This window comes from Pedobacter sp. GW456-11-11-14-TSB4 (assembly GCF_059424425.1).
Genome location: NZ_JBWKZK010000001.1, coordinates 26,749 through 40,610 on the forward strand (window position 1 = coordinate 26,749; position 13,862 = coordinate 40,610).

Annotated in this window: 11 protein-coding genes; 7 read left to right on the plus strand and 4 right to left on the minus strand. The window is 35.9% G+C overall.

Annotation, left to right across the window (positions count from 1 at the left end; genetic code table 11):
* Positions 1–3: 3 nt before the first annotated feature.
* Both AC07XU_RS00130 and AC07XU_RS00135 read right to left on the minus strand, forming a co-directional pair.
* Positions 4–1,038 (minus strand): porin, encoded by a 1,035-nt coding sequence (locus AC07XU_RS00130; protein WP_494941601.1) that lies wholly within the window; start codon positions 1,036–1,038, stop codon positions 4–6.
* A gap of 87 nt (positions 1,039–1,125) precedes the next feature.
* Positions 1,126–2,484 (minus strand): ammonium transporter, encoded by a 1,359-nt coding sequence (locus AC07XU_RS00135; RefSeq protein WP_494941602.1) that lies wholly within the window; start codon positions 2,482–2,484, stop codon positions 1,126–1,128.
* Between the two features lie 313 nt (positions 2,485–2,797).
* Between AC07XU_RS00135 and AC07XU_RS00140 the strand changes: the two genes are divergently transcribed.
* Positions 2,798–3,295, plus strand: coding sequence for an SRPBCC family protein (locus AC07XU_RS00140; protein ID WP_494941603.1), 498 nt, complete (start codon positions 2,798–2,800; stop codon positions 3,293–3,295).
* Here AC07XU_RS00140 and mnmL read toward each other — a convergent pair.
* Positions 3,292–4,242: a tRNA modification radical SAM protein MnmL/YtqA gene (mnmL, locus tag AC07XU_RS00145; RefSeq protein WP_494941604.1), complete on the minus strand. Its 951-nt coding sequence runs from the start codon at positions 4,240–4,242 to the stop codon at positions 3,292–3,294. The genes AC07XU_RS00140 and mnmL overlap by 4 nt on opposite strands.
* Positions 4,243–5,334: 1,092 nt before the next feature.
* Positions 5,335–6,783 carry an APC family permease gene (locus AC07XU_RS00150; protein WP_494941605.1) on the minus strand — a complete coding sequence of 483 codons (1,449 nt, stop codon included), beginning with the start codon at positions 6,781–6,783 and terminating at the stop codon, positions 5,335–5,337.
* 340 nt (positions 6,784–7,123) lie between these two features.
* Between AC07XU_RS00150 and AC07XU_RS00155 the strand changes: the two genes are divergently transcribed.
* The 6 genes from AC07XU_RS00155 to AC07XU_RS00180 all read left to right on the plus strand — a co-directional run bounded on the left by AC07XU_RS00155 (position 7,124) and on the right by AC07XU_RS00180 (position 13,831).
* Positions 7,124–9,388: a sodium-translocating pyrophosphatase gene (locus tag AC07XU_RS00155; protein ID WP_494941606.1), complete on the plus strand. Its 2,265-nt coding sequence runs from the start codon at positions 7,124–7,126 to the stop codon at positions 9,386–9,388.
* 131 nt (positions 9,389–9,519) lie between these two features.
* Entirely contained in the window at positions 9,520–10,944 is a 1,425-nt protein-coding gene (locus tag AC07XU_RS00160) for an amino acid permease (RefSeq protein WP_494941607.1), read from the plus strand.
* A 114-nt stretch (positions 10,945–11,058) separates the two neighbouring features.
* Entirely contained in the window at positions 11,059–12,387 is a 1,329-nt protein-coding gene (locus AC07XU_RS00165; protein ID WP_494941608.1) for a putative porin, read from the plus strand.
* A 69-nt stretch (positions 12,388–12,456) separates the two neighbouring features.
* Complete coding sequence (locus tag AC07XU_RS00170) at positions 12,457–13,038, plus strand: MarC family protein (RefSeq protein WP_494941609.1); 582 nt, start codon at positions 12,457–12,459, stop codon at positions 13,036–13,038.
* Positions 13,039–13,304: 266 nt separating this feature from the next.
* Positions 13,305–13,535 (plus strand): hypothetical protein, encoded by a 231-nt coding sequence (locus AC07XU_RS00175; protein WP_494941610.1) that lies wholly within the window; start codon positions 13,305–13,307, stop codon positions 13,533–13,535.
* Positions 13,535–13,831 (plus strand): type II toxin-antitoxin system RelE/ParE family toxin, encoded by a 297-nt coding sequence (locus tag AC07XU_RS00180; RefSeq protein ID WP_494941611.1) that lies wholly within the window; start codon positions 13,535–13,537, stop codon positions 13,829–13,831. The genes AC07XU_RS00175 and AC07XU_RS00180 overlap by 1 nt, the downstream gene beginning before the upstream one ends.
* Positions 13,832–13,862: the final 31 nt, after the last annotated feature.

Below are 13,862 nucleotides of genomic sequence, written 5' to 3' on the forward strand. Positions count from 1 at the left end.
GAATTAAAAAGCATATACAGCAGCCAATGAGAATTGAGATGCTGATTTTGTAGGAGTTAAATTAGATTTTACAAAATTTTGAGAGAAATCTTTATCATTATCGAAACGAACTTCTGGAATGAAAGTTAAACCACCAGCTTTTAGGTTGGCAGAAAAAGTGATTGAAGTAACACTTGGATTTGGTACCGAAGGAATATTATAAGTAAAATATTCGCCTCTTAAACCCAAACCAACTGCTGGCGTAACCATGTATTGAGGATATAAAGCAACACCAGTGTAGCCACCATTACCACCAGAAACATGATAATCGGCTGCATTTAGCCCTAATTTAAATTTATCAGTTATTTGATAAGCAGTTGTTAAATCGTAAATAGTTCCTGTACCAGCTGCACCTGCAGAGTATCCCGATAGGAAATTTAAATAAGCTGTCCAACCCTCAACTGGCGAAACCATTAATTGAGCACCAACATGAGAAACACCATTAAAATCCTGATAAGCATTCCAATCGTTAAACAAGCCCGCCATTAAACTCACTTTATCTGACAATGCATATGTACCTTTAATACCCGCATTTTGGAATGGCCCGTTGGTAAATAAGTAAGAAGTAGAATAGTTAAAATTGGCAGCTGGTGAAATCACTTCGTAACCAATAAAAGTACCCATGTAACCGGCAGTCATGCTAAATTTATCAGAAAAAGCATAGTTTACGTATAGGTTTTGGATGTTGAATGAATTTTCGGTTTCATCATAAACACCAGCAGCGTTTGGTATAGACTGTGCTTGTCCTCGTGGTCCAAAAGACAATTCGCCTACAAAAGATGCTTTACCGGTAGTTTTTTTCAATGCCAAATCTATCATACCCAATGAAACAGAGTTTTGCTCATTGGCAAAAGAAGTTTTAATATTTCCAGTTTTACTGAAATCGTACTTAAAATAAGTATCAACAGATCCAGAAATTTGTAGTGGAGCAGCCTCTTGAGCTAAAGCCACAGTTGTTAAACCAAATGTAAGTGCAGAGAGTAAAAGTTTAATTTTCATAATTAAAATTTAAGGCGTAAACGGTTAGATTGATTGTATGGTTGGAAAAAATAAGCGGCTTAAAATTTAATTTAAGCCGCTCACCTTTTATTTGTTTTCTACTTCTTGGCCTGCAACGATGAGCGTACCTTGTGAGTATTTTTCATTGTGCTGACTGTAATCCAATCCTTCTTCTTCCTCTTCTGCTGTTACACGAATTGGTTGGAATATATTAATCAGTTTAAAAATTAAGAAAGAAACTACGAAACTGAATATGATTACTATTACTGCGCCTTTTAATTGAGTAAAGAAAAAATCAGCACCACCATACAATAAACCATCTGCCCCTAAGCTGTTCACAGTTTTTGTAGCAAAAACACCAGTTAACAACATACCAACTATACCACCTACACCATGGCAAGGAAATACATCTAAGGTATCATCTAAACTTGTTTTTTGTTTCCAAGAAACTACTAGATTTGAGATTACCGCAGCAACCGCTCCAATAAATATACTAGATGGTATGCTTACAAAGCCTGCACCTGGCGTAATGGCAACTAAACCAACAACTGCACCAATACAGAAACCCAAAACAGATGGTTTTTTACCTCTGGCTACATCAAAAAACATCCAGCTTAAACCTGCAGCACCCGCAGCAGTATTAGTTGTTAAAAATGCCGATACTGCTAAACTGTTTGCTCCTAATGCAGAACCTGCATTAAAACCAAACCAACCAAACCATAATAAACCTGTACCAATTAATACATATGGAATATTTGCTGGTGGAACTTCTTTATGCTCTAGGTGAGATTTTCTGCGTTTTAATACTAATGCTCCGGCTAAAGCTGCCATACCTGCAGAGATGTGTACCACTGTACCGCCTGCAAAATCTAAAACGCCCATTTTTAACAAAATTCCTTCTGGAGACCATGTCATGTGCGCCAATGGAGAGTACACAAAGATGGCAAACAATACAATAAATAATATATATGAAGTAAACTTGATACGTTCTGCTACTGCACCAACCACTAAACCTGGAGTAATGATAGCAAACATCAATTGAAACACTGCAAACAATGAAAGTGGAATAGTTCCCCAAGCTGGACCAGAATTTACCCCTTGAAAAAACAAGAATGTTCTAGGATCTCCGATAAAGCCATGCCATGATTCGCCAAATGCCAAGCTAAAACCTACAACTGTCCATAATACTGTAATTACACCTGCTGCAACTACACTTTTAATCATAGTTGATAATACATTTTTACGGTGAACCATGCCTCCGTAAAAAAAAGCTAAGCCAGGTGTCATTAAAAACACCAATGCTGCACATACTAAAATAAATGCAACATCTGCAGCATTGTATTTTCCCTCATCAAAGTTTGGGAGTAAAGGGATAAAAAGGGATAAAATTGCAACTATCATTAAAACTGCAAATGGACCCCACTGTTTAAATAAAACTTTTGCCATAATTTTGTATTTAGCGTTTGATTTGTGATTAATTATGATAAAATTATGAATTATTTTCAATAAAAATCAAAATTTATTAAAAATTTTATCATAAAATATAAAAATAAAAGTAAAAACAACAAAAAATAATAAAATAAAACTATTAATAATCTCATTTGTTGCGATTTTTAGTATTTAATTCAAAATAACATTAATTTATTTCAACGAAAAATCAATTTTTACATGATAATTTTATATTTATTTTAAAATTTCAACTCAAAATTTAAAAAAACACAATAAATCTGTCGGTTCAAAATAATCGTATATTGTGTATATGAAATCTTACCAAGTTAAATTCTTGCAAAAACTACCTATTTCTTTACCCGAAGCATGGGATTTCTTCTCCTCTCCAGCCAATTTGGCTAAAATCACTCCTCAAGAAATGGAGTTTATCGTAACCTCCGAGCCACCTATAGATGGGAAAATGTATCCAGGCTTAATTATTACCTATAAAGTTTCACCTTTATTTGGCGTTAAGCTTAACTGGATGACAGAAATTACGCAAGTTGTTGATGAAAAATATTTTATAGACGAGCAGCGTTTTGGGCCATTTCAATTTTGGCATCACCAACACCACTTTAAAGCAATTGATGGCGGTGTAGAAATGACAGATATTTTAACCTATGGTTTACCTTTCGGACCAATTGGCCAATTGGCACATGCCATTATGATTAAAAAGAAAGTTGAGGAGATTTTTACTTTCAGAGAAATTAAGGCAAATGAATTGTTTGGCAAGTATGAGAATAAAGCACCGCAATTAATTATTGCCTAAGCAGGCACATAAGCCGATCCTTGGTTAACCCCACGGCGCTCAATTTCTTTATCTATATAAGTTTGGATGGCCGATTTGTTTAAACCCCAGTTTGGCGCAATCAATAAATCCCAATCAGAAATACCAAATAAACGTTGGATCACAATATCTGGTCTTAACAAAGGAATCAATTCACACAATAAATCAGTATACTCTTCAAGTGTAAAAAGCTTGAAGGGATTTTTTTTGTACTTCGCTCCCATTATAGATCCTTCTACAATGTGTAGGTGATGAAACTTTACAAATTTTATTTGCGGAAAACGGTTAATCTCATGGATGTATTGCAACATCATCTCTCTCGTCTCCCATGGAAAACCGAAAATGGTATGCACACATAAATCTAGTTTGGTATTTTCTAATAATTTAACAGCCTCCAGAAACTCACCATGACTGCAACCTCTATTAATCTGCTCTAGGGTTTCATCATATATAGACTCCATTCCCATTTCCAAATCTACATCATATCTATCCGTGTAGCTTTCTAAAAGCGCCACCTTTTCTGCATCAATACAATCTGGTCTGGTGCCCACTGCAAAACCCACTACATCTTCGGTATTTACTGAAAGCGCTTCGTCGTACATCATCTTTAAATAATGAACCGGTGCGTAGGTATTGGTATTTGGCTGAAAGTAAACGATAAATTTATCTGCCTTGTATGAGTTTCTTGCCCTCGTCATACCTTCAGCAAGCTGATCTTTAATGGCAGGGTTTTTTCTAGATGGCTCTGGGGTAAACGAATCTACATTACAATAGGTGCAACCGCCATAACCTTTACTGCCATCTCTATTCGGACAGGTAAAACCTCCATCTACAATTACCTTAAATACCCGTTGTCCGTTATATTTTTCGCGTAAATGTACTCCGTAAGCCTTGTAACCTTTTATTCCCGAATCTAATGCAGTTCCCATTACAGCAAAGGTAACAAATAGATTTACGAATTACGATTTTGGCTTAAGGTGATCGTAAATTTGAAATTGAGGTAACATTATATATTAATTATTAGAAAAGCAGTAACAGTGCAATAGTTAATGTTAGTCCCGCCTTTTGCTACAATCTTTTACCCTAAACGCTTTTTGCCGGGCTCTGTAAAAGTATTTTCGCGGCAGTCGGGTTTAGAAAACTCAATGGATGCTGTTTAAAAACGTTTGTTACCCACAGCCTTAACCCATCGATTGCTGCATCTCCCTTCCGCGTCATCTCCAACGCACCGCAGCGAGGAGAGATCTGTTTAATTTAAGCTTTGTCTAAAATGTTGTTAAAGGTCATTGGTAATTCGATTTTTCATCGTTTTTAAAAATCTGCTTCTTACTTTGTGAACATGCATTTAAGCATCATGCTCTACCTCTCTCGAGGGGGTTGGGGGAGGTATTTTCCAAACGCTCAAACCTTGCATCGGCTCATAGGCGCCTATGGCTTTCTTCTTTTCCATTGATGAAAAGAAACAAACCTGAGCGCAGCGAAAGCATGAATACCTTTAAAAACAACAACAACTCATGAATAAATCTAGGCGGGTAATAATTTGTGCGAAAATTCGTCAACCTGCTTTTGAACAAATGATTTTAAGGCTTAGCCCAAGCTTGCTCTAGCCCTCGCTGAAAAATCTTTTTGGAAGTTGGGTATTTAAAGTTAATGCTCTCAGTTAATGCTCGCAGTTTAACGTTTTTCTCTACAAATAATTACAAGGCCGGATAACGTGCTTGGGAATGGCAGTGCATAATTAACGATTTACCCACCCATCAACCCATCGGTTACTGGGCCTCTTTCTATGCGGTTAAGCACTTGCCAATAGCACGAAACTTTGTTAGCTAAACCCGACTGGTGCGGAAATGCTTTTTTTTGGCCATTATAGTCATCCGATGAATATGAGCAGTTTGTTGATATTCATCGGATGACTTAAAAGTTGACGAAGAAAAAAAGCATTGCAGAGAAGGCGGGGCTTTCGGTACCGATTGTTTGCAGGCCCTGCTTTTCTAGAAATTTAAGTGCAGCAAATGGTTAAATTACTCGCTAATCACTCCCTTTTTTCTGTTGATGGCTAAATAAATAGGAACGCCCAGTAAAACGATAATTAAGCCTGGCCAAGTGTATTGTTGTTTATAGATTAAAAGCAACACACAAAATGCACCGCCAATAATTAGGTAAATGATAGGTGTAATTGGATATAACCATGTTTTATATGGTCTTTCTAAACTTGGTTTTTTAATTCTTAAATAGATTACGCCGAAAACAGTTATCATGTAAAAGAGTACAATTACGAAAGAAATCATGTCTAACAGGTTTCCGTATTGTCCGCTTAAACATAAAACAGATGCCCAAATTCCTTGCATCCAAAGTGATTTTTCTGGCACCCCATTTTTATTGTTTTGGATGGCAGCTTTAAAGAACATGCCATCTTTTGCCATAGTTTGAAAAACCCTTGCACCTGCTAACACGATACCGTTTACACAGCCAAAGGTTGATACCATTACTAAAACAGCGATGATAATGGTACCGATGCCACTTCCGAAAATTTGCTCTGATGCTGCCACAGCTACACGATCATTTGCAGCGAATGCAATGGCATCTCTGCCCAAGGTATTTAGATATACAAAATTAACCAATAGATACAATACCATTACGGCTGAGGTGCCAAAAACCATTGAACGAACTACGTTCTTTTTAGGGTTTTCCATTTCTCCAGAAACGAAGGTCACGTTTTCCCAAGCTACACTTGAAAATACAGAGCCCACCATGGCTGCTGCAATACCGCCCATAATTGCTACACCGGATATAGATTCCCAGCCAGATTTTAGGAAATTTCCGCCAGTATCGGTAGTTAGATTTTTAAAGGCATCCCAACCGAAACTCATATTCGCATTCCACAAGTTTTCTTTTACCAATAAAAAACCTAAGATAATTAAACCGATGATGGCGATGATTTTAGATCCGGTAAAGATATTTTGTAATATTTTACCACCTTCTACACCTTTTGTATTGATATAAGTAAGGATAATGATTACCCCAATCGCTAAAATTTGGATCCATGTAATTTTATAGCCTCCGCTCTGAAAAATAGGTGCAGCATCATTTAAAGCTGGTATTAAATAGGCTGTAAATTTACCAAATGCTACAGCTACCGCAGCAATTGTACCCGTTTGGATTACAGCAAACAAGCCCCAGCCATATAAGAAACCCATCATTTTGCCAAAAATCTCTTTAAGATAAGTGTATTGACCACCTGCTTTTGGAAACATAGAAGAAAGCTCGCCATAAGAAATAGCTGCAGCAACTGTCATTACCCCAGTAATTAACCAAACCACAATTAACCAATAGCCAGAGCCCAAATTTCTCATGATATCGGCACTTACGATAAAAATACCGCTACCAATCATTGAACCCATTACCAGCATTATGCCATCAAAAAGGCTTAATTTTCTTTTATTAACACCTTCTTCTTGTTGGTTTTTCATCTTTTTTATTTTTTAATGGTGATGAAGCTATCACGAGCTTGTTTTTTGTTCCTATTTACAGGCTTGCTCAATGACGGTTCTATTTTAATTTGAGGTTTAGTTTTGGCTAAGATATGTTAATTATGAATTATAAAAAATAGACACAAACGATTTGGTGTGCTATTTATTACTTAAAAAGAAATTTTTTTAATGTGTAATTGCATAAAAATTTGAATATTAGCTAAACACGGTTATTTTTGTTAGCCTTGTATTAATATTATTTCAATTCGTACATTGTATTTTTATCGTTAGGTAAAAGAAAAAGAACCGCAACTAAACAACCAAAATATAAACGTAAACTATGGATTTTCTACAAAACAATTTAATCTACTCCATTCCGCTGCTTGGCCTAATAGGCATATTGGTGATGGCAGTAAAAAGCGCTTGGGTTAACAAACAAGATGCCGGCGACAAAAACATGCAAGAACTTGCTGGCTACATTGCCGATGGTGCCATGGCATTTTTAAAAGCAGAATGGAAAGTGCTCAGCATTTTTGCCGTTTTTGCAGCTGCATTATTGGCCTACTCTGGCACCATTACCGAGATTAATGGCAAACCGTTTCACTCAAGTTGGATCATTTCTATTTCTTTTTTAATTGGCGCATTTTTTTCGGCACTTGCCGGATATATTGGAATGAAGGTAGCCACCAAAGCCAACGTTAGAACAACACAGGCTGCCAGAACCAGTTTAAAACAAGCTTTAAAGGTAAGTTTTACAGGTGGAACCGTAATGGGATTGGGTGTTGCTGGATTGGCCGTATTAGGTTTAGGTGGCCTGTTTATAGTTTTTCTCTCTTATTTTGATGTGATAGGAACTGACGGTACCGTGAGTGTGGTGAATATGAAAACTGCTATTGAGGTATTAACTGGTTTCTCTTTAGGTGCCGAATCAATTGCTTTATTTGCTCGTGTTGGTGGTGGTATTTACACCAAAGCTGCCGATGTTGGCGCCGATTTAGTAGGTAAAGTTGAAGCAGGAATTCCTGAAGATGATGTACGTAACCCAGCAACCATTGCCGATAATGTGGGAGATAACGTGGGCGATGTGGCAGGTATGGGTGCCGATTTATTTGGCTCTTATGTAGCTACCATTTTAGCAACCATGGTTTTAGGACAAGAGATTGATGCTAAGACTGATAATTTTGGGGGGATGTCTCCTATTTTATTGCCAATGGTAATTTGTGGCTTAGGTATTATTTTCTCGATTATTGGCACCTGGTTTGTAACTATTAAAGGTGAAAAATCTAATGTACAAAACGCATTAAACTTAGGTAATTGGTCTTCTATTGTAATTACTGCTGTAGCTTCTTTCTTTATCGTAAAATGGATGTTGCCAGCAACATTAAGCTTGCGTGGTTATGAGTTTACCAGCATGAATGTTTTTTATGCCATAATGGTTGGTTTAGTTGTGGGTACGATTATGAGTATTGTTACCGAATATTATACCGCAATGGGTAAGGCACCAGTTAATTCAATTATTCAGCAATCATCAACCGGTCATGCTACAAATATTATTGCAGGTTTATCAGTTGGGATGAAATCTACAGTTATTCCGATTTTAGTTTTAGCTGCAGGGATTATGGCATCATATTACTTTGCCGGATTATACGGAGTTGCCATCGCGGCAGCAGGCATGATGGCTACAACTGCTATGCAATTGGCCATTGATGCATTTGGACCGATTGCAGATAATGCAGGCGGTATTGCAGAAATGAGCCAGCTACCTCCAGAAGTACGTGAACGAACCGATAATTTAGATGCTGTTGGTAATACTACTGCTGCAACCGGTAAAGGATTTGCCATTGCTTCGGCTGCGTTAACATCATTAGCTCTATTTGCAGCTTTTGTAGGTATTGCAGGTATTACAGCAATCGATATTTATAAAGCTCCAGTTTTAGCTGGTTTATTTGTCGGTGGGATGATTCCTTTTGTATTTTCTGCATTATGTATACAAGCAGTTGGTAAAGCAGCAATGGATATGGTACAAGAGGTGCGCAGACAGTTTCGTGAAATTCCAGGAATTATGGAATACAAAGCTAAGCCTGAGTACGAAAAATGTGTAGCTATTTCTACCAAAGCATCAATTAGAGAAATGATGTTGCCAGGGGCGATTGCATTAATCACACCTGTTATTTTTGGGTTTACTTTTGGCCCGGAGGTTTTGGGTGGGTTGTTAGCTGGTGTTACTGTATCTGGTGTATTGATGGGTATTTTTCAATCTAATGCTGGTGGTGCCTGGGATAATGCAAAAAAATCATTCGAAAAAGGAGTAGAAATTAATGGTGAGATGTATTTCAAAAAATCTGAACCACATAAAGCATCTGTAACAGGTGATACTGTAGGTGATCCTTTCAAAGATACTTCAGGTCCTTCGATGAATATTTTGATTAAACTAATGTCGATTGTTTCTTTGGTAATTGCGCCATATATCGCAATTAGCGCAACAAATGATGATAAAGTAATAGAAGTAAGAGCGCAAACAGAAATCATTAAAACTGTTGATTCTGCTGGTGTAGAAAGAACTGATACAATCAAAAATGAGATTGACACTTTAGTAAATCGTTGATAAGCTAAAATTGTTACCAAGTAAAGGGGATTTTGCATAAAAATCCCCTTTATTATTAAATAATTTTTATTTAGGTTTGGAATTGATTTTATATAGACTAAACAACTAATCGAAAACTAACTAATTACATTATGAATTTAAAAAAGCCTATTGATGTACTTGTTGCCGAGTCGGCAGAAAGTGGCGAAGGCACACTCAAGCGTACATTAAGTAGCACAAGTCTTGTCGCACTAGGAATTGGTGCGATTATCGGAGCTGGTTTATTTTCTTTAACAGGAATTGCAGCTGCTGATCATGCTGGTCCTGCAGTAACCTTATCATTTATTTTAGCAGCTGTAGGCTGTGCATTCGCAGGCTTATGTTATGCTGAGTTTGCATCGATGATACCAGTTGCTGGTAGTGCTTATACTTATTCTTACGCAACCATGGGCGAGTTTATGGCATGGATTATTGGATGGGATTTGGTATTAGAATATGCATTAGGAGCTGCAACTGTTGGGGTTTCTTGGTCTGGCTATTTTAATAAGTTACTCCATGAATTTGGAACAGAGATGCCGCTATTTTTGAGCAAATCTTTTGCAGAAGTTGATGGTGGTGGTATCAATTTACCAGCTGTGGTAATTGTATCGTTACTTTCTTTAATGTTGATCCGTGGTACTAAAGAATCTGCAAGCTTGAACAACATCTTAGTAATTGTTAAAGTTTGTGTGGTTATTTTGTTCATTGTATTAGGTTGGAAATTCATTAACCCAGCAAACCATACTCCATACATCCCTGAAAACACAGGTGTTAAAGGTGAGTTTGGTATTTCGGGTATTGCAGCCGGTGCAGCTTTGGTATTCTTTGCATTTATTGGTTTTGATGCTGTATCTACTGCAGCTCAAGAAGCTAAAAACCCTCAAAAAGGCATGCCAATTGGTATTTTAGGTTCATTAGTGGTTTGTACTATTTTATATGTGCTTTTTGCTCACGTAATGACAGGTTTAGTTCCTTTCACTATTTTTAAAGGTGATGCTTCTCCTGCAGCTACGGCATTTAAAGTAACGGGATATAGTTTCTTACAAATGGGCTTAATCATTGCTATTTTAGCTGGTTATACTTCAGTTATTTTAGTAATGTTGATGGGACAATCTAGAGTGTTTTATACCATGTCTAAAGATGGTTTATTACCTAAATTCTTCAGCAATATTCACAGTAAATTTAGAACTCCATTTAAAACGAACTTATTCTTTATGGTGTTTGTAAGCATATTTGCTGGATTTGTGCCAGTAACAGATTTAGGTCATATGGTATCAATAGGTACGTTATTCGCCTTTTCACTAGTATGTATTGGTGTATTGTTACTTAGAAAAACAGATCCAGATAGACCAAGACCATTTAGAACTCCATTGGTACCATTCGTGCCAATTATGGGTGTAATTGTTTGCGTTTACTTAATGTCTTCATTACCATTTGAAGCTTGGATTCGTTTAGCAATTTGGATGGCTTTAGGTGTAAGCATTTACTTCATGTACGGAAAGAAAAATTCTGTGTTAAGAAAGAAAATAGAAGGTTAATTTCTATTTAATACATAAAAAACCATTCGCATTAGCGGATGGTTTTTTTTTGCCATTAATACTTAACCATAACTTAACATAGAAATAAAGTTATATTTGCAAAAAAACATTAAAATGAAGCTGTTCAGTCCCTTCTATCTTCTTATACTGATCTTTTTTATTACTGCTTTCGGATCAAATTTATCAGCACAACAAACTATTAATGATGTTTTAGATAGCACGATTGTAAATAATCAACTGATTATTTCTAAAAAGTTTGGCACTGTTTCTTTTAGTGGCTATTTACAACCTCAGTTTCAATATGCGCAAAGTAAAGGAGCGCCTGCAGACTACCAAGGCGGTTCTTTTGGCGAAAATACTGACAATAGATTTAGATTAAGACGTGGACGTTTAAGGGCAGATTACAGCCTAAAAAACGAAGATGGCACACCATCAACTTATTTTGTATTTCAGTTTGATGGTACGGAGCAAGGTGTGAATGTGAGAGATTTTTGGGGTAGATATTATGAGCATCAATGGCAACTATTTTATTTTACAGCTGGTTTAGCTGGCAGGCCATTTGGCAATGAATTACAAATATCTTCATCTGCTAGGGAAGCACCAGAACGTGGCAGAATGTCTCAAATACTGATGCGTACAGAACGTGATTTAGGGGTAATGTTTACCTTTAATCCTCGTAAAAAGGATGCAAAGTTTAAAAACATTAAGTTTGATTTGGGCATTTATAACGGTCAAGGTTTATCGGGTCCGGCAGAGTTTGATAGCTCTAAAGATTTTGTAATGAGGTTAAGTCATAAGGCGATTGATTTAAAGAAAATACCACTTCGCGTTGCGGGAGGAGTTAGTGCCTTACTAGGTGGATTAAACCATCAACTTAACGTTAAATACCAAATGAAAAATGAAAATAACATTTGGGCAATGAGAAAAGATTCCGCTGCATCAATATTCAACACTGTAGCACCAAGAAAATATTATGGAGCAGATATTCAGTTGAGAACACAGTTAGAAAGCTGGAGATCCGAATTAAGAGCAGAATACATTACAGGATTGCAAACAGGCACGGCAAATGCAAGTAATACACCTGGCACATTACCAGAAGATAAGAATTTCGTAAGGCAACCTTATTATACCAGGAACTTCAATGGTGCTTATTTCACTTTCGTGCAGACTTTACATAGCACAGACAGTCAGGTGATTTTAAAATATGATTTTTATGACCCAAATACAAAAGTAAAAGGAAATCAAATTACAGCTGCAAATGGCTTATCTGGAGCAGATGTTCGTTTTGATACTTTTGGTGTTGGTTTTCTTCATCATTTTAATCCAAACCTAAAGGCTGTGATTTATTATGATATGGTTAAAAATGAGAAAACAGCATTAACTAATTTTCAAGATGATTTGGATGACAACATATTAACTTTAAGAACGCAATTTTACTTCTAAGAGGAATTAATCTTGATTTAATTTATCTTCAAATTAAATCATTTAACTTTGTTGACATATAAAATGCTTATGGAACATTTACAATTCAATTTCAGTGAGATATTATCAACCACAATGATCTTATTTGCTATCATTGATATTTTGGGTTCCATTCCAATAATTATAGAATTAAGAAAAAAAGCAGGACATATTGAATCTGAAAAAGCTGCCATTGTAGCTACATTTTTAATGATCATTTTTCTTTTTGCTGGTAAAACCTTATTAAACGTAATCGGAGTTGATGTGGCTTCTTTCGCCATTGCGGGTTCATTTGTGATATTTGCTATTGCGATGGAAATGGTTTTAGGTTTAACCATTTTTAAAGATGATGCCGATAGTTCTGCAGCAACATCTATTGTTCCTTTAGCGTTTCCTTTAATTGCAGGTGCAGGAACCATGACTACCCTTTTATCCTTAAAAACAGAATATGCCACCCAAAATATTATTGTTGGGATATTGCTAAATATGCTTTTTGTTTATTTTGTACTTAAAAATACAATTAGGTTAGAAAAGCTCTTTGGCAAAACGGGTTTAAATATCTTAAGGAAAGCATTTGGTATTATCCTTTTAGCTATTGCGATAAAATTATTCAGAACAAATACAGGTTTGTAACAATTTTTGGTTAAATTAGTCTATAAGTTAACCAAGTAGATCATGAATAGCTTTGAGAAATATACGGTAGTTATTGGTGCTTTGGCCATTCTCTTTGAGGCGGTTAAGCATTTAAAAGTCAAAATCAAACATTGGCTTCAATAGCTTATTGTTTTTCGTCGCTATAGCATTGCTATTTATATAAGTCATCAAAACCGCCACAAATGTAAATTTCTATCAATTGAATTTATAATTCCCCTGAATTAATTGTGATTAAATCTTTAACTATGAAAACTTTAACTATAAATATTGAAGATCAGTCTGCTGAAGAAACTGTCAAAGCATTTTTGGATAAATTAGGCTTAGCATATTCCATAGATAATAATTCTTTATCAGCGAATTGGTGGCAAGATCAATCGCTAAATAACGAATTAAAAAAGCGTTCTGATGATCTTAAATCTGGAAATGATAAAGGCGCTTCATTTTTAGAAATTAAGAAAGACTTATTAAATAAATAGTGGGTTACACTATTATTTTTGCGTCTGTAGTCAAAGCTGAACTACAAGTCTCTTATGATTGGTACGAAGAACAAAAATTAGGTTTAGGAGAGCATTTCTTAAATATTATAGAAGCTTGCCTATCTTCAATTGCTAATCAGCCATTATTCTACCCAGTAAAATTCGCAAATTACAGGCAATACGTTGTCCCCAAATTTCCTTATATAATTATTTTCGAAATAGTTGAAGAATTTAATACTATCTATATTTTGCATGTTTTTAACACAAATAGAGATGACAAAAAGAAATTCAAATAGCAAAAATTAGATTTATCCCAGAAATCCCTAC